At 72.3% G+C, this 22,106-nt stretch carries 15 protein-coding genes; 7 read left to right on the forward strand and 8 right to left on the reverse strand.

What is annotated here, in order from left to right; genetic code table 11:
• Positions 1-80: 80 nt before the first annotated feature.
• Positions 81-1,862 carry an RNA polymerase sigma factor gene (locus ACFS27_RS29380; RefSeq protein ID WP_377190953.1) on the reverse strand — a complete coding sequence of 594 codons (1,782 nt, stop codon included), beginning with the start codon at positions 1,860-1,862 and terminating at the stop codon, positions 81-83.
• 131 nt (positions 1,863-1,993) lie between these two features.
• Between ACFS27_RS29380 and ACFS27_RS29385 the strand changes: the two genes are divergently transcribed.
• Positions 1,994-2,200, forward strand: coding sequence for a hypothetical protein (locus tag ACFS27_RS29385; RefSeq protein WP_377190955.1), 207 nt, complete (start codon positions 1,994-1,996; stop codon positions 2,198-2,200).
• An 86-nt stretch (positions 2,201-2,286) separates the two neighbouring features.
• Here the strand turns inward: ACFS27_RS29385 and ACFS27_RS29390 are convergent, their stop codons facing one another.
• The 4 genes from ACFS27_RS29390 to nirB are packed head-to-tail and all read right to left on the reverse strand — an operon-like array spanning position 2,287 to position 7,241.
• Positions 2,287-3,462: a uroporphyrinogen-III synthase gene (locus ACFS27_RS29390; protein WP_377190957.1), complete on the reverse strand. Its 1,176-nt coding sequence runs from the start codon at positions 3,460-3,462 to the stop codon at positions 2,287-2,289.
• Positions 3,431-4,198 (reverse strand): uroporphyrinogen-III C-methyltransferase, encoded by a 768-nt coding sequence (gene cobA / locus ACFS27_RS29395; protein ID WP_377190959.1) that lies wholly within the window; start codon positions 4,196-4,198, stop codon positions 3,431-3,433. The genes ACFS27_RS29390 and cobA overlap by 32 nt, the downstream gene beginning before the upstream one ends.
• A 14-nt stretch (positions 4,199-4,212) precedes the next feature.
• Complete coding sequence (gene nirD, locus ACFS27_RS29400) at positions 4,213-4,647, reverse strand: nitrite reductase small subunit NirD (protein ID WP_377190961.1); 435 nt, start codon at positions 4,645-4,647, stop codon at positions 4,213-4,215.
• The gene (gene nirB, locus ACFS27_RS29405) at positions 4,644-7,241 is read right to left on the reverse strand and encodes a nitrite reductase large subunit NirB (RefSeq protein WP_377190963.1); all 2,598 of its coding nucleotides are present in this window, start codon (positions 7,239-7,241) and stop codon (positions 4,644-4,646) included. The genes nirD and nirB overlap by 4 nt, the downstream gene beginning before the upstream one ends.
• Before the next feature lie 188 nt (positions 7,242-7,429).
• Here nirB and ACFS27_RS29410 point away from each other — a divergent pair, with 188 nt between their 5' ends.
• Positions 7,430-8,107 (forward strand): class I SAM-dependent methyltransferase, encoded by a 678-nt coding sequence (locus tag ACFS27_RS29410; RefSeq protein WP_377190965.1) that lies wholly within the window; start codon positions 7,430-7,432, stop codon positions 8,105-8,107.
• Positions 8,108-8,209: 102 nt separating this feature from the next.
• On the opposite strand, the gene ACFS27_RS29415 is transcribed toward ACFS27_RS29410, so the two are convergent.
• From ACFS27_RS29415 to ACFS27_RS29425, 3 genes are read right to left on the reverse strand one after another with little or no spacing between them, the layout of a single operon-like run.
• Positions 8,210-9,877, reverse strand: coding sequence for an FAD-dependent oxidoreductase (locus ACFS27_RS29415; protein ID WP_377190967.1), 1,668 nt, complete (start codon positions 9,875-9,877; stop codon positions 8,210-8,212).
• Positions 9,874-12,183, reverse strand: coding sequence for a molybdopterin oxidoreductase family protein (locus ACFS27_RS29420; protein ID WP_377190969.1), 2,310 nt, complete (start codon positions 12,181-12,183; stop codon positions 9,874-9,876). Before ACFS27_RS29420 ends, ACFS27_RS29415 begins: the two co-directional genes overlap by 4 nt.
• 2 nt (positions 12,184-12,185) lie before the next feature.
• A complete protein-coding gene (locus tag ACFS27_RS29425; protein ID WP_377190971.1) occupies positions 12,186-13,574 on the reverse strand; it encodes an MFS transporter in 1,389 nt (462 codons plus the stop codon).
• A gap of 244 nt (positions 13,575-13,818) precedes the next feature.
• Here ACFS27_RS29425 and ACFS27_RS29430 point away from each other — a divergent pair, with 244 nt between their 5' ends.
• The 5 genes from ACFS27_RS29430 (at position 13,819) to ACFS27_RS29450 (ending at position 22,104) form a co-directional block, all read left to right on the forward strand.
• Positions 13,819-17,631 (forward strand): nitrate reductase subunit alpha, encoded by a 3,813-nt coding sequence (locus ACFS27_RS29430; RefSeq protein ID WP_377190973.1) that lies wholly within the window; start codon positions 13,819-13,821, stop codon positions 17,629-17,631.
• 64 nt (positions 17,632-17,695) lie between these two features.
• Positions 17,696-19,375, forward strand: a complete 1,680-nt coding sequence (gene narH / locus ACFS27_RS29435) for a nitrate reductase subunit beta (protein WP_377190975.1) — start codon at positions 17,696-17,698, stop codon at positions 19,373-19,375.
• Positions 19,372-20,130, forward strand: a complete 759-nt coding sequence (narJ, locus tag ACFS27_RS29440) for a nitrate reductase molybdenum cofactor assembly chaperone (protein WP_377190977.1) — start codon at positions 19,372-19,374, stop codon at positions 20,128-20,130. Before narH ends, narJ begins: the two co-directional genes overlap by 4 nt.
• On the forward strand, positions 20,121-20,885 hold the full coding sequence (gene narI, locus ACFS27_RS29445) for a respiratory nitrate reductase subunit gamma (RefSeq protein WP_377190979.1): 765 nt from the start codon (positions 20,121-20,123) through the stop codon (positions 20,883-20,885). Before narJ ends, narI begins: the two co-directional genes overlap by 10 nt.
• 1 nt (position 20,886) lies before the next feature.
• Entirely contained in the window at positions 20,887-22,104 is a 1,218-nt protein-coding gene (locus ACFS27_RS29450; RefSeq protein ID WP_377190981.1) for an MFS transporter, read from the forward strand.
• Positions 22,105-22,106: the final 2 nt, after the last annotated feature.

Below are 22,106 nucleotides of genomic sequence, written 5' to 3' on the forward strand. Positions count from 1 at the left end.
GTCATCGTCTCCACATCCACCATGACGCGCCGCGTGTGGCTTTCGTTGGTGTGCGCCGGTCGGCAGCCGGACGCGCCCGCTCACTCCCCGATCACACGGGGCCCTGCCTCCACCGCGAGGTATTGCGGCTCACCCGCCGAGCCGGGGTCGAGCCGGGTGAAGGCGTACAGCGCGTACTCACCGGCCGGGAGCCCGTCCTCGGGATGCGTCAGGCAGGTCGTGTCGGGCTCGACCGGCACGACGACGTGCGGCCCGTCCTCTGCGCCGGTCGGCAGCTTCTCCGCCGGCTCGGACGAGACGTCCCGGCCCACCCCGACGACCCGCCCCGTGTCGCTCACCCAGACCAGCGTGAACGGCGTGTGAATCGTGTCGGCGGCATGCTCCTCGACCTGGTTGAAGTAGATCCAGACCTCGTCCTCGGGTATGTGGGAACCGGCATCGATGAATCGGCTCACCCCTGCGGCGGCCGACACGCCCGACCGCTGCGACGGAAGGCGCGGACCGGCCGGGATGTCCGACACGTAGGCACCACACGCCAGGCTCGTGCCCTTGAGCCACTCCGGCTGGTAGCCGTCGCGGATGTCGACGGACAGCGGCTTCTCGTCCGGCAGGGCGAGCTCCGGGACCTCCAGGGTGACCGGCTCGCTCACGGCCAGGTACTGCTTGTTGCTGCCGTCCGGCGCGTGGTCGAACCAGGGCAGCACCGCGTAGACGTCGTAGGTACCCGCCGGGCGGGACTCCACGTAGGTCTCGAAGGACCCGCTGAGCGTCCAGTCCCCGCAGGCATCGGCCGCTCCGGCCTCAGCCGTGTCGACGGTGGACTCTCCGGCGTCGGGCAGCGGGTAGCCGGCCTCGGTCCAGCCCATGCCGAGGTCGACCACCTGGCCGTCCCGGGCGAAGACCAGCCGGGGGTGAGCGCCGCTGGCGTCAAGCCCCTCGGTGCTGTCACGGGTGACCCGGACGGGCACGGCGACGCCGTGCTCCCTGGCCGTGACGTCGCCGGTCAGCTCCAGCCGCACGACGTCGGAGGTCGACGTCAGGTCCTCGACCTCCATGCCGCACTGGTACCTGGTGCCCACCTCGCGCCAGTACTCGGGGGTGAACCCCGCACCGGCCGTCTGGGCGGACGTCTCGGGGCTCGGGGTGGCCGGTGGCACCGGCTCCGACAGGAATCGCGCCGGTCCCCACAGCGCCGCGACGGCCAGCACGCCCGCCAGGACGAGCGAGGCACCACCGAGCGCGCCCACCTTGACCGCACGACGGCGACGCACCGCGCCCACCACGGCCCCCACGCGCTCGTCCAGCGCGGTGTCCAGCTCCGGCGCCGTCATCTCCGCGAGCGATCCGCGCAGCAGCTCCATCGCGTTGGCCAGGTGCCTCTTGATCGTGCCGGGGCTCGTGCCGAGCGTCTGCGCGATCTGCGGCACCGTCATGTCCTCGAAGAACCGCAGCACCACCGACTCGCGCTGCCGTGGCGACAGCTTGGCCAGCGCGACCCCGACATCGACCTTGGCCGTCGCGACGCGCTCCGCCGCCGGCGCGCGGTCCTCGTCCGCCAGCAGGTGCTTGATGCCCGTCCAGCTGTTCTGCCGCCGGTAGCCGTCCAGGTAGATCGTCAGGATCGCGCGGCGGACGTAGGCCTCCGCGTTCGTCAGGCGAGGCAGGTCATGGTCCAGGTCCACGACCTGCCCGCCGTCGGCCGTGCCGCGCGGACGCCGCAGCCGCGAGAAGACCTTGACCAGCGCGTCCTGCACCAGGTCCTCGGCCTGCGCCGTGTTCCGTGTCAGCGAGTACGCGTACCCCGCCAGCGCGCGGCTGCGCCGCGCCATGAGCTCCTCGAGCTCCCGTTCCCACTGCGCCATCTGTGACGTCCCCTCTCCCTCTCATGCTCCCTGACGGGTGGGGACGACGAAACGATGACGCCAGGTGCGATCTTTGGTCAGTCCTCGACGATGTACTCCGAGCCGCCGGCCGCGCGCGGACCGTGACGACCGTGCACAACGGGCACCCCGACGAGCTCATCGACCTGACCGACGTGCTCCTGAGGTGGGCCGCCGCCGAGGGCCTCACGTTCGACCGGCACGACACCGATGCCGGCGACGCCTGGGCCGGCCGCTTCGAGTTCTTCCTGACGGATCCGGACGAGCAGCCCGACATGGCCCAGTGGGACACGGAGCTGGCGTTCAGGCTGGCGGACTGAGCTCGCAGAGCGTCGAGAACGGGGTTGTGTTCCGTGCGGGCCTCGTCCCGCACACAACCCCGTTCTCACCGCGGGGGTGCTTCGAGTCACGCCAGGTCTATGCGGTAGCCCCGTTTGACCACGGTGCGGATGAGGTCGCGGCGGCCTGCTGCCTCGCGCAGCCGCGCGATGGCGACCTCTGCGGCGTGCGTGTCCTGCGAGTCGCCCGGCAGCGCGGCCAGCACGGCTTCGCGTGACACGACGTCGCCCTCGGCGGCGGCGAGCAGCCGCAGCACCGCGACCCCGGTCGGCGACAGGGGCAGGACCTTCCCCTCCAGCACCGCGACGCGTGCGCGGATCACCAGCGACCCGGCGACCGTGCTCAGCGCCACGGAGTCGATGTGCTCGTAGTACCCGACCAGCGCGCGGACCAGCGCCCCGAGGCGCCCGCGCTCGGGCTGCAGTGGCACGATCCCCCGCTGCTCCAAGGGCTTCGCCGTCACGGGTCCGACGGCGGCCGCCACCATCCCGCCGTCGACGAAGCGTGCGCGGACCCGGTCGAGCAGCCGCTCCTCCTCGACGACGCGCAGCCACGCCTCGGCGCCCGGGGCAGAGGTGAAGACCACGGCGTCGATCTCGCAGTCGGCCACCGCGTGCACCGAGTCGCGGACCGCCGCCGGGTCGGGCGCCGGGCCCCACCGGTAGACCACGAGGCTCGCGACCTGCGCACCCGCCTTCTCGAACACCTCGTCCAGGCCGTCGGCGCCCGCGCCGTGGTGCTGGATGGCGATGCGGAGCCCTTGCACACCCTCGCTGAGCAGCACTTCCGCCACCTCGGCGGAGGTCTCGGACTCGGCGACCCAGTCCGCGTGCAGGCCGGCGGCCTGGATGGCACCGCGGGCCTTCGGGCCGCGCGCGACGATGCGGGTCGCGGCGAGCAGGTCGAGCAGCGGCTCAGCGAGCCCGTGCGCGTCGGCGGCCTCGATCCAGGCGCGGAAGCCGATCCCTGTGGTGACCACGACGACGTCGGGCGGGGCCGAGACGATCGCGCGCGTCGCAGCGATCAGGGTCTCGTCGTCGACGTGCGGGATCATGCTCAGCGCCGGCGCGTGGCGGATCGTGGCGCCGCGCCGCTCCAGGGCCGCAGCGAGCTCGGCCGCGCGGCGCTCCGCCGTGACGAGAACCGTCGCGCCGGCCATGACCTGACCGAGCGTCGGGTGCGTCGCCTGGGCGTGCGCGGGCGCTGCGACGTCAGACACCGGCACCTGCCAGACGTCGCTCACTCGTACCCTCCAGGAGTCCTGCCGCTGCCACGCGGCCGATGACGACGACCGCGGGTGACCGCACGCCGCGGGCCGCTGCAACGGAGGCTGCCTCGTCGAGACGCGCCCGTGTGACGCGCTGCTGCGACGTGGAACCGTTCTCCACGATCGCCACAGGGGTTCCGGGATCGGCGCCGGCGGCCAGGGACTGCGCCACGATCGCGCCGAGGGACCGCACCCCCATCAATACGACAAGAGTAGCCGTGCCGCCCCGCACGCAGGAGAGGGCCGCTTCATCGAGCGGCCCAGACCTGTCGGACCCGGTGGCGCAGTGGCCGGAGACCACGTGGAAGCCCGTGGTGACACCCCGGTGGGTGAGCGGGATCCCGGCCAGGCCAGGCACGGCGACCGCCGACGTCACCCCCGGTACGACCTCGACGGGCACGCCTGCCGCCACGCACGCGACGACCTCCTCGCCGCCCCTGCCGAGCACGAACGGGTCGCCACCCTTGAGCCGCACCACGTGGGCGCCCGCCAGCGCATGCTCGACGAGCAGCTCGTTGATGCGCTCCTGGGGCACCGGGTGGTGGCCGGGTTCCTTGCCGACGTCGACCACGCGGACGTGCGGCGGGAGCTCGGCGAGGATCTCGACGGGTCCCAGCCGGTCGGCGACGACGACGTCGGCCGCCTGGAGCGCGCGCCAGGCCCGCAGGGTCAGCAGGTCGGGAGCCCCGGGCCCGCCCCCGACCAAGGTCACCCGCCCCCTCGTCGTCACGGCAGCCCCACGTGGACCACACCGTCCCGGATCTCCACCGGGTAGGTCGCCAGGTCCGGGGACAGGTCTCCCTTCGGGCTCTTGTCCGCCGCGACCAGGCACTCGCCGGTGACCAGGGAGAACACCTGCTTGTAGACCGGGGCGGCCACAGTGGGCACGCCGGCCCGCGTACCGACGATCCCCCGGGACATGACGTACGCCCCGGAGAACGGGTCCAGGTTCTGGACGGCGTAGACCCGGGCGCCGCCGTCGGGGTCCAGCGGGTCCTCGGGCAGCCGGAAGAGCGCCACCTGGACGTCGCCGAACAGCGCCGCAGCCCCTCGCTCGGGAAACAGCTCGGTGACCAGGCAGGCGCGCTCCCAGCGGACCGGGGCGTCGGTCACCAGGGTCACCCCCGTGGACGGGATTGCTGACACGTCGTCGGAGCTCATGCTCGTACCTCCAGCTTCGGACCCGCGATGACGACGCCGGCCGCACGCTCCTCGTCCGTGGCAGGACGGCGCTGGCCGCGCTCCTGCACGTAGGCGAGGGACGGGTCGGCGTCCTGGGGGGCGTTGACGAACGACGAGAACCGGCGCAGCTTCTCCGGGTCCTCGAGCACGGCCTTCCACTCGTCCTCGTAGTTCTCGACGTGGCGGGCCATGGCGGCGTCCAGGTCGGCGCAGATGCCGAGCGAGTCCTCCATGATGACCTCACGCACGCCGTCCAGGCCGCCGTCGACCTCCTCGATCCACGGCGCGGTGCGCTGCAGCCGGTCCGCGGTGCGGACGTAGTACATGAGGAAGCGGTCGATGGTCCGCAGGAGCTCCTCCGAGGTCAGGTCCTCGGCGAGCAGCTTCGCGTGCCGCGGCGTCTGCCCGCCGTTGCCGCCTACGTAGATGTTCCAGCCCTTGTCGGTGGCGATGACGCCCACGTCCTTGCCGCGCGCCTCCGCGCACTCCCGTGCGCAGCCGGACACGCCCATCTTGAGCTTGTGCGGCGAGCGCAGGCCGCGGTAGCGCAGCTCCAGCTCGACGGCCATGCCGACGGCGTCCTGCACCCCGTAACGGCACCACGTGGACCCGACGCACGACTTCACGGTGCGCAGCGACTTGCCGTACGCGTGCCCGGACTCGAACCCGGCGTCGACGAGCCGGCGCCAGATGTCCGGCAGCTGCTCCACGCGGGCGCCGAACATGTCGATGCGCTGACCGCCCGTGATCTTCGTGTAGAGCCCGAAGTCCTTGGCCACCTGCCCGACGACGATGAGCCCCTCCGGGGTGACCTCACCGCCGGGCATCCGGGGCACCACGGAGTACGTGCCGTCCTTCTGGAGGTTGGCGAGCATGTGGTCGTTGGTGTCCTGGAGCGTGGACTGCTCGCCGGCCAGGATGTGCCCGTTGCCCAGCGACGCGAGGATCGAGGCGACGACCGGCTTGCAGATGTCGCAGCCACGGCTGCCGGTGTGGGTCCCGAACCGCCCCACGATGTCGCTGAAGGAGTGCAGGTCGGCGACCCGGACGGCGTCGAAGAGCTGGGCACGGGACATGTCGAAGTGCTCGCACAGGGCGGTGCTGACCTCGATGCCCGCGCGCTCCAGCTCGGTGTCCACGAGCTTCTTCACGAGCGGCAGGCAGGCGCCACAGGTGGTGCCGGCGCGGGTACAGGCCTTCACGCCGGGGACGTCGGTGCACTGGTGCTCGGTGACCGCGCCCCGGATCGTCCCGGCAGAGACGCTGTTGCAGGAGCAGACGTTCGCGTCGTCGGGCAGCTCGAGGCCCGGGGCCCCGCCGCCGCCCTCGGGGAGCAGGAAGGCGCTCGGGTCGTCGCCCGGCAGCGCCGCGCCGAGCATCGGGCGCAGGCTGGCGTACGGGCCTGCGTCGCCGACGAAGACGCCGCCAAGGAGCGTGCGGGCGTCGTCGGACAGGACGAGCTTCTTGTAGACGCCGGCCACCGGGTCGGCCCAGACCACCTCGACGGCGTCCTCGGTGCGGGCGTGCGCGTCGCCGAACGACGCGACGTCGACGCCCGAGAGCTTGAGCTTCGTGGCGGTGTCCGCGCCGGGGAACTCCGCGAGGCCGCCGAGCAGCCGGTCCACGACCACCTCGGCCATCGTGTTGCCCGGCGCGACGAGGCCGATGCAGCGGCCCTCGATACAGGCCACCTCGCCGACGGCCCAGATGTGCGGGTCCTCGGTGCGGCACGACAGGTCGACGACGGCGCCGCCGCGCTCGCCGACCGGGAGGCCGGCCGCGCGAGCGAGCTCGTCGCGAGGCCGCACGCCGGTGGCCACCACGACGACGTCGACGTCGAGGCGCCCACCGTCGGCGAAGTCCAGCCGGCCCACGTGGCCGGTGCGCCTGTGCGGCTTCATCTGGCTGGTCGCGGTCTCGGCGCGGACCCCGATGCCCTTGCCGTTGATGAGGCGCTTGAGCGCCTGGCCGCCGCCGAGGTCCACCTGCACCCCCATGAGGTGGGTACCGAACTCGATGACGGTGGCCTGCGCGTCCAGCGCGGTGAGCGCGCCGGCGGCCTCCAGGCCGAGCAGGCCGCCGCCGATCACGGCTCCGCGCACCGGCTTGCCCTCGGGGTAGCTCCTGCGCTTCTGCTCGACCCAGCCGCGCAGGGCGGCGACGTCGTCGAGGGTGCGGTACACGAAGACGCCCGGCAGATCGTTGCCGGGGATGGGCGGCATCGCGGCGCTGGAGCCGGTGGCGAGCACCAGCTCGTCGTACGCGTGGACGTGGCCGAGCCGGTCGGTGACCGTCCTGGCCTCGCGGTCGATCGACTCGATCTTCCGGTCGGTGTGGAGGGTGACGTGCGGGTCGGCCCACAGGGCCGGGTCCCCCAGGCCGATACCCTCTGGACCTTCCTCGAACCAACGGGTCAGACCGACCCGGTCATAGGGCGCGCGGGGCTCTTCCGCGAAGACCGTGACGTGGTAGCGGCCGGCGTCGTCCCGGGCGCGCAGCGCCTCGACGAGCCGCTGCGCGACCATGCCACCACCGATCACGACAAGGTGCTGAGATGTGCCGGAATTGACCATGTCTTGACCGTAGGGCGCGGGTTTTTCGCGCCGGTGCGCCGGTCGTTACCCGGGCCGAACATCTTCCTCACAGGCCCGAGCGAGGGCCGGTGAGCGCCGTCGCCGTGGTTGGTTAATCCAAGTTTCGGCGAAACTTGGATCAACGAGGCCGCCTACCCCAGGTTCTTGCACCGCTACCGTGGGGGCGCATGGACATCCGGACCGTACCCAATCCTCTGGTCCGCGCGGGCGGCCGGTGGCTCCGCCGGATCAACGACAGGCACCCGTGGAGCCACAACGACCACTTCCACGGCTGGATCCTGCGGCGGCTCCCGGCCCGACGGCGGCAGGCGCTCGACGTCGGCTGCGGCGCCGGCCTCCTGCTGAGCCGGCTGCGGGGACGCTTCGACGAGGTCCTTGGCGTGGATGCCGACGCCGCCATGGCCGCCGTCGCGACGGAACGTTTCGCCGGCGACCCGGCGGTAAGCGTGCGCCACGCGCGGTTCGAGGAGGTCGACGGCACGTTCGACGCGATCACCATGGTCGCGGTGCTGCATCACCTGCCGCTGGAGGTTGCGCTGCGGCACGGTGCCGAGCTGCTGAAGCCCGGCGGCCGGCTGCTCGTCATCGGCCTGGCGCGGGCGCAGACGCTGACCGACCTCGCCTGGGACCTGCCGTCCTCGCTGCTCAACCCGCTGGTCGGGCTGGTCAAGCATCCACAGCCGGTCACAAAGCCTGTGGACGAGGGCGGCCCGCCGCTGCCGATGCGCGACCCGGCCGAGACGTTCGCGGAGATCTCCACGGTGGTGCGCCGGGTGCTGCCGGGAGCGCGGCTCCGGCGTCGACTGTTCTTCCGCTACACGCTGGAGTGGACCCGCCCGGCGTGAGCGGCCGGAAGTCCGCTCCCACCATGCGATCTGGCCTGGATACTCGCGCTGGAGCATGCCGAATCGCGTGCTGGAAGCGGACTTTCAATCCGCAGGTTCCCTTCACGCCGGCTCCGGCACCGCCTCCTCGCTCGCCGTGAGCCAGTCGACCAGCCCGCACACGGCGTCCTTGCAGGAGCCACAGCCCGTCGTCGCCCGCGTGTCGCGCGCGACGTCGTCGACCGTGTGCGCGCCCGCCTCGCACGAGTCGGCGATGTCGCCCTTGGTCACGCCGTTGCAGCGGCACACCACCGCGTCCTCCGGCATGTGCTCGGGGGACGACGCCGGAGCCGCGGCAGGCATCACCGGCGTCAGCAGCAGGAAGGCAGGGTCGAGCGGGACGGGGGTACGGCGGGTGTAGGCGGCCGTGAGGTCGGCGGCGACGCGCGGATCGCCCACGCACGTCGCACCCACGAGCATCCCGTCCGCCACCACCACCTCGACGTACCGGCCCGCTGCAGGGTCGGCCAGGCGCACCGCGCGCTGGGTGGCGCCGTCCGGGCGCGACGGCCCGCAGACCCCCATCGTGGTGACGCTGAGCGCACCGCCCTTGACCTTCACGACGTCGGTCCCCCGCGTCTCGATGCCCCGGTCCGACTGGGCACGCGTGGTGGCACCCCCGGCCAGCAGGGCGCCCAGGCGAACGGCCATGCTGGGCTGGGCACCGGCGCGCGGCAGGCGGAGGTGGGTCCTGGCCTCGACGGGCTCGACCGGCCGGAGCACGGGCTGGACCACCGGCCCGACGGCCAGCGACGGCTCGACCAGCGAGACCAGCAGCTCCGCCAGGCGACGCGCCTGGTCCCAGCCCTCGGCGACGAGCCCGCGCGAACCGTTCGGCGGCTGCGCGCAGTCGCCGATCGCGTGGACGCGCGGGTCGTCAGGGCTGGCGAGGTCGTGGCCGACGACGATGCCGCGATCCGTCGGCAGCCCCGCCGCCGCGGCGAGCCCGGTCTCCGGGGTCGTGCCGATGGAGAGGACGATCAGTCGGGCGGCGACCACATCGTCGACGACCTCGTCGCGCCGTCCCGAGCCGCGCTCGACCCGGACGCCCACGGCGCGCCCGCCCGCCACGAGCACCTCTCTGGGCCGACGGCTCTGCAGCACGGTGACGCCCTGCTCCTCGAGGCCGGCCCGGACCACCTCGGCCGCCTCCGGATCCAGCTGGCGTTCCATGAGGGAGTGCGTGTGGTGGATCAGCGTCACGCTCAGGCCGCGGCCGGCGAGCCCGACGGCGGCCTCCAGTCCCAGCACGCCGCCCCCGACCACCACGGCACGGGGAGAGTTCACGGTGGCGGCCACGATCTCGCGGGCGTCGTCGAGGTTCCGCAGCGCGTGCACGCCGGCGGGCAGCCCGCCGCCGGCCGTGCGCAGGCCCGGGATGGGCGGAATGCGGGCCGCCGCACCGGTCGCGAGCACGACGTGGTCGTACGGGTGGGTGGTGCCGTCGTCGGCGGTCACCACGCGGGACGCCCGGTCGATCGACGTCGCGGTGACGCCGCGGCGCACGGTGACCCGGGCGCCGTCGGGCAGCGGCATCGTGATGGCGGCGATGTCGGTGCGCCCGGCCACGACGTCGCTCAGCAGCACCCGGTTGTACGGCTCGTAGGGCTCGGCGCCGAGCACCGTGATGTCGAACGCCTCCGGCTCGCGGCGCAGCAGCTCGTCGACCAGCCGTGAACCGACCATCCCGAAGCCCACCACGACGACCTTCACGGGGACACGTAGGTTCATGTCGAGAGCTCCTTCGTTCGGCGGGCACCGTGCCGCTGGCCGAGCTGGTCGAGACCTGGCGTGGTCTCGGCCGGCCTGACCTCCGGGGCATCGGGCACTGGCGTGAGGTCCACGGCGCAGACCTTGAACTCCGGCATCCCGGAGATCGGGTCGGTAGCGTCGGTCGTCACCTGGTTGACGGAACCGGTGCCGCTCCAGTGGAACGGCATGAAGACGGTGTCCGGCCGGACGGCGTCGGTCCAGCGCGCGGTCGCCTCCACCCGCCCCCGTGCGCTGGTCAGGCGGACGCGGCCGCCGTCGGGCACACCGATACGGGACCCCAGCACGGGGTGCAGCTCGACGTACGGCTCGGCCACCAGACGCTCCAGCTCCGCGACGCGGTGCGTCTGCGCGCCCGACTGGTAGTGCTGCAGCACCCGGCCCGTGACCAGGTAGATCGGGGCGCCGGGCCGTACGTCGTCGCTGGGCCCCACGTGGTCGACGGCGACCATCCGGGCCCGCCCGTCCGGGGTGGCGAACCGGTCGAGGAACATCCGGGGCGTCCCGGGGTGCTGCGCCGAGGCTCCGGGGTCGGCGGCGCCGGAGGGCGCCGCAGGCACCGGCCAGAACAGGCCGGGACCACCGGACGCCTCGTCGGCGTCGAGCCGGGCGTGGGACAGCCCGGAGTAGTCGGCGGGGCCGCCGGCGGAGGCGCGGGCCAGCTCGTCGAACACCACCGCAGGGTCGGTCGGGAACGCAAGCGGCTCGGGTGCCCCGAGCCGGCGCGCCAGCTCGGCGAGGATCCACAGCTCGGAGCGCGCCTCACCCGGGGGCGCCACGACGGCCCGGCGGCGGATGACCCGCCCCTCGAGCGACGTCATGGTGCCCTCTTCCTCTGCCCACTGCGTCACGGGGAGCACGACGTCGGCCAGCAGCGCCGTCTCGCTCGGCACGAAGTCACAGACGACCAGGAGGTCGAGGCTCTTCAGCCGCTCGATGACGCTGCTCGCGTTGGGAGCGCTGACCACGAGGTTCGACCCGTGCACGAGCAGCGCGCGCGGTCCGCCCGGCGTGCCGAGCGACCTGAGCAGCTGCACCGCGGGGACGCCCGGCCCAGGCAGTGTCTCCGGGTCGACGCCCCACACGGCGGCGACATGTTCGCGCGCCGCCGGGTCGTCGATCTTGCGGTATCCCGGGAGCTGGTCGGCCTTCTGGCCGTGCTCGCGGCCGCCCTGCCCGTTGCCCTGCCCCGTGATGGCGCCGTACCCGGAGCCGATCCGGCCCGGCAGGCCGAGGGCGAGCGCCAGGTTGATCGACGCGGTGACCGTCGCGGTGCCCTGCGTGGACTGCTCGACGCCCCTGCCGGTCAGCACGTACACGCCGCCTCCGCCGTGCACCGGGGCGGCGGCGGCCAGCAGCCGGGCCACCCGCCGCAGCTCGCCGGCGGCGACGCCCGACACGGACTCGACCCGCTCCGGCCACCAGGCGGCGACGGACCGGGCGACGTCGTCGAACCCGGTGGTGCGCTCCTCGAGGTACTCGCGGTCGGCGAGGCCTTCCGCGAGCACCACGTGCAGGAGCCCGAGCAGCACCGCGAGGTCCGTGCCGGGGACGGGGGCGAGGTGCACGCCCTCGGCGGGCTGCGCCGAGGCGGGACGCTGTCCCGAGCCTGTCGAAGGGTCCCCCGTGAGCCGTGCCGTCGCAGACCGCCGCGGGTCGACGACGACGAGCCCGCCCGCTGCCCGCGCCCCGGCGAGGTGCTGCACGGCCGGCGGCATGGTCTCGGCGAGGTTGGAGCCGAGCAGCAGCACCGCCTGCGCGCCCCCGACGTCGGACAACGGGAAGGGCAGGCCGCGGTCGACGCCGAAGGACCGGTTCATCCCGGCCGCCGCGGAGGCCATGCAGAACCGGCCGTTGTAGTCGATGTTCGGGGTGCGCAGCACCGTGCGCGTGAACTTGCCGAGCGCGTAGGCCTTCTCGTTGGTGAGCCCGCCCCCGCCGAACACCGCGACCGACCCGGGCCCGTGCTCGGCGGCCAGGGCGGCGAGCCGTGACGCGACCAGGTCGAGCGCCACGTCCCAGCTCACCGGCCCCAGCTCGCCGGACTCGGCCCGGACCAGCGGGGTGACGAGCCGGTCCGACGCCCCGAGCACCGCCGCCGACGTCCACCCCTTCTGGCACAGCCCGCCCCGGTTGGTCGGGAAGTCGCGGGGCTGCACCTCGGGTGCGCCCGCCACGTCCGCTCGGGGCCGCGTCAGCGACATCCCGCACTGCAGGGCGCAGTAGGGGCAGTGCGAGTCGACGGTGGTTCCGGGGGAAGCGAGCATGCTCAGACCCGAGCCTCTGCCATGGCACCGCGTCCGTAGACGAACCAGCAGACGAAGGCCATCACGGCGTACACCCCGATGAACAGCCACAGCGCGGGCACGAGCGACCCGGCCACCGTGGTGGACAGCGCGAACCCGCGGGGGATGAGGAACCCTCCGAACGCGCCGATCGCGCCGGCGATGCCGATGCACCCGGCGGCGGCCTTCACCGTCCCGCCGCTCACCCGGAAGACCGCGGGGATCATCCGGTAGACGGAGCCGTTGCCCACGCCCGTGGCCACGAACAGGATGAGGAAGGAGCCGAAGAACACGGGGAAGCTGCCGGACCCGAGGGCCCAGATCGCGCCAAGGGCGCCGAGCGCCATCACACCGAACGAGGCGATGGTCATGATCATGCCGCCCACCCGGTCGGCGAGGATGCCGCCGAGCGGCCGGGCGACCGACCCGACGAGGGCGCCCAGGAAGGCCAGCGGCAGCGCGACGTCCGGGAACTCGCCCTTGAGCAGCGTCGGGAAGGCGCCCGCGTACCCGATGAACGAGCCGAACGTGCCGATGTAGATGAAGCTGATGATCCACGTGTGCTTGTCGTGGACCGCCACACCGAACGAGCGTGGGTCCGCCTTGGCGGTGCTGAGGTTGTCCATCCAGCGCCAGGCGAGGAACGCGGCGAGCAGGATGAACGGGATGAAGATGAGCCCGGCCCGGTCGAGCGCGACGCCCGCACCGGTCACGATGACGAGCGGGACCGCAAGCTGGACGGCCGCCGTGCCGATGTTGCCGCCGGCGGCGTTCCAACCGAGGGCCGCACCCTTCTCCTTCTCGGGGAAGAAGAACGAGATGTTCGCCATCGAGGACGCGAAGTTGCCGCCGCCCAGACCCGCGAGCGCCGCCGCACCGAGCAGCACGGGGAACGGGGTGGTCGGGTCACCGACCGTGAGGATCAGCGCGCCGATGGGCAGCAGGAGCAGCAGCGCCGAGACGATCGTCCAGTTGCGGCCGCCGAACACGGGGACGGCGAACGTGTAGGGGATGCGGAGCGTGGCGCCGACGAGAGCGGGCACCGAGATGAGCCAGAACATCTGGTCGACCGTCAGGTCGAAGCCCGCAGCGGGCAGCTGCGGCACGACGATCGACCACAGGGCCCAGGCACCGAAGCCGAGGAACTCGGCGAAGATCGAGAGCACGAGGTTGCGGCGGGCGGTCCGGCGTCCGCCGTCCTCCCACAGGGTCTTGTCCTCGGGGTCCCAGTGGTCGATCCAGCGTCCGGTGTGCCGCTGGACGGCCGATCGTGATGCCGTCCCGGGGGTGCCTGCCGTGGTGCCGGTGGGGGTCGAGCCGGCGGGCTCGCTCGCGGCCTGGGCCTGGTCGTCGCGTGTTGTCGGAGTGGACACGTCGTCCTCCCTGCATGGGCGAATGCCCGACGACGCCGGGCGCACCCGGACCGGCAGGTGCCGGGTCCGGGACCGGCCCGACGTCGGACCGACGCCATGAACCTAGGGAGGCGGTGTTTCATCGCCTGACAAAGAGCAGTTAATCGACCGTAAGGAAGAACGCACAGGGCGGCACTTCACAGTGTGAGAGGTTGCCCCGTCATCCCGGTCGCGATCTCACCGCACCCAGGCGAAACTGAAAAATATGGCCAGCGAGGACGCTCTCATCAGCCTGGGTCGGTACCTCCGCCGCGGGGAGGTGTCCGAGGACCTGCGTCGCCTCTATCTGGAGGGCGGCCGGGGCGGTGACTCGTTCTACCGGGACCGGTGGTCGCACGACAAGGTGGTCCGGTCGACGCACGGCGTGAACTGCACCGGTTCGTGCTCCTGGAAGGTGTACGTCAAGGACGGCATCATCACGTGGGAGACCCAGCAGACCGACTACCCGTCGGTCGGCCCGGACTCCCCCGAGTACGAGCCCCGCGGCTGCCCGCGCGGTGCGGCGTTCAGCTGGTACACCTACTCGCCCACCCGGGTCCGCTACCCGTACGTGCGCGGCGCGCTGCTGGAGGCCTACCGCGCCGCACGTCGGCAGGGGAACGACCCTGTCGAGGCGTGGGCCGAGCTCACCGCGGACCCGGTGACCGCCGACGCCTACAAACGAGCACGCGGCAAGGGCGGGCTGGTCCGGGCCTCGTGGGAGGAAGCGGCGGAGATCGTCGCCGCCGCTCACGTCCACACGATCAGGAAGTACGGCCCGGACCGGGTCGCAGGGTTCTCGCCCATCCCCGCGATGTCGATGGTGTCCCACGGGGTCGGAGCCCGGTTCGTGCAGCTGCTCGGCGGCACGATGCTCAGCTTCTACGACTGGTACGCGGACCTCCCCGTCGCGTCACCGCAGGTCTTCGGGGACCAGACCGACGTGCCGGAGTCCGCGGACTGGTGGAACGCGGCCTACCTGATCATGTGGGGCTCCAACGTCCCCGTGACACGCACGCCGGACGCTCACTTCATGACCGAGGCGCGGTACCGCGGTCAGAAGGTGGTGGTGGTCTCCCCCGACTACGCGGACAACACGAAGTTCGCCGACGCCTGGCTCGCCCCGCAGCCCGGCACGGACGGCGCGCTCGCCCTGGCGATGGGGCACGTGATCCTGCGCGAGTACCTGGTGGATCAGCGCACCGAGCGCTTCGAGCGATACCTGAAGCAGTACAGCGACTCCCCGTTCCTGGTCCGCCTGGAGCCGGCGCCCCGGTCCTCGGCCGGCTCAGAGCACGCCGGCACGTACGTCCCCGGCAAGTTCCTGACGGCGGCGGACCTGGCCGACGACGTCCTGCCCGGTGCGGCCGACGAGGCGAACCCGCACTTCAAACCCGTGCTGCTGGACTCGGACGGGCGGCCGGTCGTGCCCAACGGAACGCTGGGCCACCGCTACGGCGAGGCTGACGAGGGACGCTGGAACCTGGACCTCGGTGACGTGGACCCGGCGCTGAGCATCGCGGACGCCGCGTCGGTCGAGCCCGTCGAGGCCGCCACCGTCGCCCTGCCGCGGTTCGACGTCGTCCCGGGGGACCCGGCGGGCCGGCCCGACGGGCCGGGCTCGCCCGGCGGGACGGGTGATCTGCACACCGGCGGCAAGGGCGTCGTCGTGCGCGGGGTCCCCGTGCGGCGGGTCGGCGGGCACCTGGTGACCACCGTGTTCGACCTCATGCTGGCGCAGTACGGGGTGGCTCGTCCCGGGCTCCCTGGTGAATGGCCCGACGGGTACGACGACCCGGCGCCGGGCACCCCGGCCTGGCAGGAGGAGATCACCGGCGTGCCCGCTGCAGCCGCCGCACGGATCGGGCGGGAGTTCGCGCAGAACGCCGTCGACTCCGGCGGCCGCTCGATGATCATCATGGGCGCGGGGACGAACCACTGGTTCCACTCGGACACGATCTACCGCGCGTTCCTCGCGCTCACGACCATGACCGGCTGTCAGGGTGTGAACGGTGGCGGCTGGGCCCACTACGTGGGGCAGGAGAAGTGCCGCCCGGTCACGGGCTGGGCACAGTACGCGGGCGGCCTGGACTGGGTGCGTCCGCCGCGGCAGATGATCGGCACGGCCTTCTGGTACCTCGCCACCGACCAGTGGCGGTACGACGGCCTGCCCGCCGACACCCTCGCCTCGCCTCTGGCGCCCGGGACGTTCGCCGGCCGCACCACGGCGGACACGCTCGTCGATTCGGCCCAGCGTGGCTGGATGCCGAGCTATCCCACGTTCGACCGCAACCCGCTCGACCTCGCCGACGAGGCACGGGCCGCCGGCCGGAAGCCGGCCGAGCACGTGGTGGACGAGCTCAAGGCCGGGCGGCTGCGGTTCGCCGTCGAGGACCCGGACGATCCCGCCAACTTCCCGCGCGTCCTGACGGTGTGGCGGGCCAACATCCTCGGGTCGAGCGGCAAGGGGAACGAGTACTTCCTCAAGCACCTGCTGGGGACCGACTCGGCGGTGTTCGCGGAGGAGTCCGCCCCGGACCGGCGGCCGCGGAGCATGACCTGGCGGGAAGAGGCCCCGCGCGGCAAGCTCGACCTGCTCGTCACGATGGACTTCCGGATGACGAGCACGACGCTGTTCTCCGACGTCGTGCTGCCCGCCGCGACCTGGTACGAGAAGCACGACCTGTCCTCGACGGACATGCACCCGTTCGTGCACGCCTTCAACCCGGCCATCGACCCGCCCTGGCAGACCAGGACCGACTTCGCGGCGTTCCACGCGATCGCGCGAAAGATCTCCGCGATGGCGGTGCACCACCTGGGCGTGCGGCACGACGTCGTCGCGTCACCGCTTGCGCACGACACCCCCGACGAGATGGCAGTGCCCCACGGCACGCTGACCGACGCCGACGTCCCCTTCCGGGAGCGCCACCTGGTCCCGGGCAGCAACCTGCCCAAGATCGTGGAGGTCGAGCGCGACTACCCGGCCTTCGCGGCCCGGATGTCCGCCCTCGGCCCGCTGACCGAGGGCGCAGGCATGGTCACCAAGGGAGTCTCCTTCTCGCCCGGCGACGAGGTGCGACGGCTCGGCGAGATCAACGGGCTGGTCCCCGACGGGCCGGCGGCAGGACGTCCACGGCTCGACCGGGACACGCACGTGTGCGAGGCGATCCTCGCGCTGAGCGGAACCACGAACGGCCGCCTGTCGGTCCAGGGCTTCGAGCACCTGGAGCGCCGTACCGGAAGACCCCTTGCTGACCTCGCCCGCGGGGAGGAGGGCAGGCGGATCACCTTCGCCGACGTCCAGGCCCGACCCACGCCGGTGATCACGTCGCCGGAGTGGTCGGGCAGCGAGCACGGCGGACGCCGGTACAGCGCGTTCGTCGTGAACGTCGAACGGCTCAAGCCCTGGCACACGCTGACGGGGCGCCAGCACTTCTACCTGGACCACGACTGGCTGGTGGAGCTCGGCGAGCAGCTACCGGTGTACCGGCCGCCGCTGGACCTGCACCGGCTGTTCCCGGACTCGCCCGCGCTGAGGTCCGGCGGGTCGCGGACCGAGCAGGCGGGGACGACGGAGGCCGAGGTCGTCGTCCGGTACCTCACGCCACACTCCAAGTGGTCCATCCACTCCGAGTACCAGGACAACCTGTTCATGCTGTCGCTCTCGCGCGGCGGCCCCAACATCTGGATGTCCCCTGCCGACGCCGCCCGGATCGGCGTGGTGGACAACGAGTGGGTGGAGGCCGTGAACCGCAACGGCGTCGTGGTCGCGCGGGCGGTGGTGAGCCACCGCATGCCGGAGGGCACGGTCTACATGCACCACGCCACCGACCGCACGGTGGACGTGCCGATCGCGGAGGCGTCGGGCCTGCGCGGCGGCATCCACAACTCGCTGACGCGGATCCTGCTCAAGCCCTCCCACCTGGCCGGCGGGTACGCCCAGCTGTCCTACGCCTTCAACTACCTGGGGCCGACGGGCAACCAGCGCGACGAGGTGACGGTGGTCCGGCGGCGGTCCCAGGAGGTGCGCTACTCATGACCGAGCGGCGCAGACGAAGGCGCGCCAGCGCCTATGGCACGAGCCCGCAGAGGAGCGCGACCACATGAAGGTCATGGCCCAGATGTCGATGGTGATGAACCTCGACAAGTGCATCGGCTGCCACACGTGCTCGGTGACCTGCAAGCAGGCGTGGACCAACCGGTCCGGCACCGAGTACGTCTGGTTCAACAACGTCGAGACCCGCCCCGGCCTTGGCTACCCCCGCACCTATCAGGACCAGGACACGTGGCAGGGCGGTTGGGTACGCACCGGGCGGGGCAAGCTCAAGCTCCGCGCCGGCGGGCGGCTCAAGAAGCTCGCGACCATCTTCGCCAACCCCAAGATGCCGTCCATCCAGGACTACTACGAGCCCTGGACGTACGAGTACGACATGCTGCTGTCCGCCCCGCAGGGCGCGCACACCCCGGTCGCCCGGCCGAGGTCCCTGCTCACGGGCAAGGACATGAACATCGAGTGGTCGGCCAACTGGGACGACAACCTCGCAGGCTCGACGGCCACGATGCAGGACGACCCGATCCTCAAGCACATGAGCGAGCACGTCGCCGAGGAGCTCGAGCAGACGTTCATGTTCTACCTGCCCCGGATCTGCGAGCACTGCCTCAACCCCTCGTGCGTCGCGTCGTGCCCGTCCGGCGCGATGTACAAACGCACGGAGGACGGCATCGTGCTCGTGGACCAGGAGGCCTGCCGTGGCTGGCGCATGTGCATCACCGGCTGTCCGTACAAGAAGGTCTACTTCAACCACAAGACGGGCAAGGCGGAGAAGTGCACGCTCTGCTACCCGCGCATCGAGGTAGGCCTGCCCACCGTCTGCTCCGAGACGTGCGTGGGGCGCCTGCGCTACCTCGGCCTCGTGCTGTACGACGCCGACCGGGTCAGCGAGGCGGCGGCCGTCGAGGACGAGCACGACCTGCTGGCCGCGCAGCGCGCCGTCTTCCTCGACCCGAACGATCCCGAGGTCATCGCAGCGGCCCGGAGCGAGGGCATCCCGGAGGACTGGATCGACGCCGCGCAGGCCTCCCCGATCTGGAGGCTGATCAACGACTACGAGGTGGCGCTCCCGCTGCACCCCGAGTACCGGACGCTGCCCATGGTCTGGTACATCCCTCCGCTGTCCCCCGTGGTCGACGTCGTCGCGAGCTCCGGGAACGACGGCGAGGACCCCCGGACCCTGTTCGCCGCGATCTCACAGCTGCGCATCCCACTGGAGTACCTCGCAGGGCTGTTCACCGCCGGCGACACCCGCCCTGTCGAAAAGGTGCTGCGCCGGCTCGCCGCCATGCGCTCCTACATGCGCGACGTGAACCTGGGCAACGCCCCGAACGAGGACGCGGCAGGCGCCGTCGGCATGACCGGCACCCAGATCGAGGAGATGTACCGCCTGCTCGCCATCGCGAAGTACCAGGACCGGTACGTGATCCCGACGGCGCACGCCGAGCAGGCCCGCGACCTGGAAGAGATCGCCTGCTCCCTGGACTACGAGGGCGGGCCCGGGATGGGCGGCGCCGGTCCGCTCGGCGAGTCCTCGGGCCAGCCGGTGCCGGTAGCCGTGGAGAACTTCCACGCGCTGTCGTCCAGGCAGACCGCCGACACGCCCAACGGGCCCTCCACGCCGGGCCGCGTGAACCTCCTGAACTGGGACGGGAACGGCCGCCCGGCGGGGCTGTTCCCGCCGTCGGGCGACTCCGACAGGCCTGGCGCCTCTGCCGAGGAGACCTCATGACGCCCTCCTTCCTGCCCTGGCCAGGGTTGCGCGGGTCGCGAAGGCCTCGACCGCCGAACGCCCCGGCCGGGAGTCCGGAGCCCCTCGCTTCCGTCCCGCTCTCCGACGCCGATCGCCGGCTCGCCCACATGGCCGCGTCGATCCTGCTCACCTACCCGGACGAGGAGACGGTGACGGCCGCGCGCGAGGTGCGCTCCGCCGTCGGGCAGCTGCCGGAGCCCGTGGCACAGCGGCTCGTACGCCTCGCCACCACCCTGGTCGACGGCGACCCGCACGACCTCCGGGCCGCCTACGTCGCCACCTTCGACCTCAAGAGACGCTGCACGCTGTACCTGTCGTACTACGCGGCCGGCGACACCCGGCGGCGGGGCGCCGCCCTGCTGCGGTTCGCGGAGGCGTACCGCGCCGTCGGGTGGGAGATCAACGGGGGCGAGCTGCCCGACCACCTGGCGAGCGTCCTGGAGCTGTCCGCACGGGCCGACGCCGGCGGAGCGCGCATCGCCGGGGCGCTCCTGACCGCCCACCGCGACGGGATCGAGGTGCTGCGGGCGGCGCTCGCCGCCGAGAGCTCGCCGTGGGCAGCCGCCGTCGAGGCCGTCCGTCTCACGCTGGCGCCCGTCGACGCACGCACGCTCGACCGGGTGGCCACCCTCGTGGCGGAGGGACCGCCCGCCGAGCTGGTCGGCCTGTCGGGCCTGCCAGGGCTGCCCGGTTTCGGGGGCGACACAGGAGGAAGGGCTGTGCCATGGACGTGATGCTCTGGGTGGTGCTGCCCTACGTGACCTTTGCCGTGCTGGCCGTCGGGTCCCTCTGGCGCTACCGGTACGACCGGTTCGGCTGGACCACCCGCTCCTCGGAGCTGTACGAGAAGAAGCTGCTGCGCCTCGGCTCGCCGCTGTTCCACCTTGGTCTCCTCGTGGTGATCCTCGGACACGTCGCCGGGCTGGCGGTCCCGGCGACCTGGACCGCTGCGGTCGGTATCTCCGAGGAGGTGTATCACCTGGTGGCGGCGCTGGCCGGCGCCGCAGCATCCGCGGTGCTGGTGCTCGGCCTGCTCATCCTCATCTACCGCCGACGGGTCTCCAGCGCGGTGTTTCTCGCGACCACCGTGATGGACAAGGTCATGTACGCGATGCTCGCGGTGTCCGTGCTGTCCGGGGCATGGGCCACCACGGCCACCCAGCTCGTGACCGCGCACGGGTACGACTACCGGCAGTCCATCTCGCCCTGGTTCCGCTCGCTCTGGTACCTGCAACCGCAGCCCGATCTGATGGCCGGGGTGCCGGTGTCCTTCCAGGTGCACATCGTCGCGGCGTTCCTGCTGTTCGCGCTCTGGCCGTTCACACGGCTGGTGCACGCGTTCTCCGCGCCGGTCGGGTACCTGTTCCGGCCGTACGTCGTCTACCGCTCGCGCGACGCGACGAGCCCGGGCGCCACCTCGGGCGGGTCCGGCTCGCACAGCCCGCGACCCGGCTGGGAACCGTCCTCCGGACCCCGGAAGAGGAGCTGACATGGAGCAGGCACTACCCGTCCCGCCAGGCCGACGCACCGGGGTCGCCGGGACGTCGTCGAGCATCCAGCTGGCGCTGGCCACCGTGGGCTTCGCGATGAACTTCTGGGCGTGGGCCCTGATCAGCCCGCTCGGAAAGGCGTACGGCGTCGAGTACGGGCTGTCGGAGATCGAGCAGTCGGTGCTCGTGGCCGTGCCCGTGATCGTCGGGTCCGTGGGCCGGATCCCGGTGGGCGCTCTCACGGACCGGCTCGGGGCCAGGGTGATGTTCCCGGTCGTGAGCGCGCTGACGATCATCCCGGTCCTGTTCGTCGGGCTGCTGGCCGACTCGTACGCCGCGCTCCTCGTCGGTGGGTTCCTGCTGGGGCTCGGCGGCACGACGTTCGCGGTGGGCGTCCCGTTCGTCAACGCCTGGTTCGCGCCCGAGCGTCGGGGCACGGCGCTGGGAATCTTCGGGGTCGGCATGGGCGGCACCGCCGTCTCGTCGTTCACCACGGTGCCCCTGGCCGACGCCCTCGGCCGCTGGGCACCGTTCGTGCTGGTCGCGGTGCTGCTCGCGGTCTTCGCGATCAGCTCGTGGTTCCTGCTGCGGGACGCCCCTGGACACACTCAAGGGGAGGCAGGCGGGATGTGGGCGCGCACGTGGTCGATCCTCACGATTCCCGCGACCCTGCAGCTGTCGTGGCTGTACACGGTCGGGTTCGGCGGGTTCGTCGCGTTCAGCGTGTACCTGCCGACGTTCCTCGCGAACGCCTATGACCTGGCGGCCTCCGACGCGGCGGCCCGCACCGCCGGGTTCGTGGTGCTCGCCGTGGTGATGCGACCCGTCGGCGGGGTGCTGTCCGACCGGCTCGGGCCGGTGAACGTGTCTCTCTGGTGCTTCGCGGTGGTCACGCTGCTGGCCGCTGTCGTCGCGTTCCAGCCAGGGCTCGTCCCCGTGGGCACGATCGCGTTCCTCGGCCTGGCAGCGGCACTGGGCGCGTCGTCGGGTGCCACGTTCGCGCTGGTGGCGAAGGTCGCGCCCGCCGAAAAGGTCGGGGCGGTGACCGGCGTCGTCGGCGCCGCCGGCGGGCTCGGCGGGTTCGTGCCGCCCCTCGTCATGGGCGCGGTGTACCAGTTCGAGGGCGACTACGGCATCGGCTTCGCGCTGCTCGCCGCGACCGGCCTGGCGACGCTGCTGTTCACGCTGGGCCCGGTGCGCAGGGGTGTGCAGGGCTGAGG

It is taken from the genome of Promicromonospora vindobonensis (assembly GCF_042685865.1).
In the GTDB taxonomy this organism is placed as follows: Bacteria; Actinomycetota; Actinomycetes; order Actinomycetales; family Cellulomonadaceae; genus Promicromonospora; species Promicromonospora vindobonensis.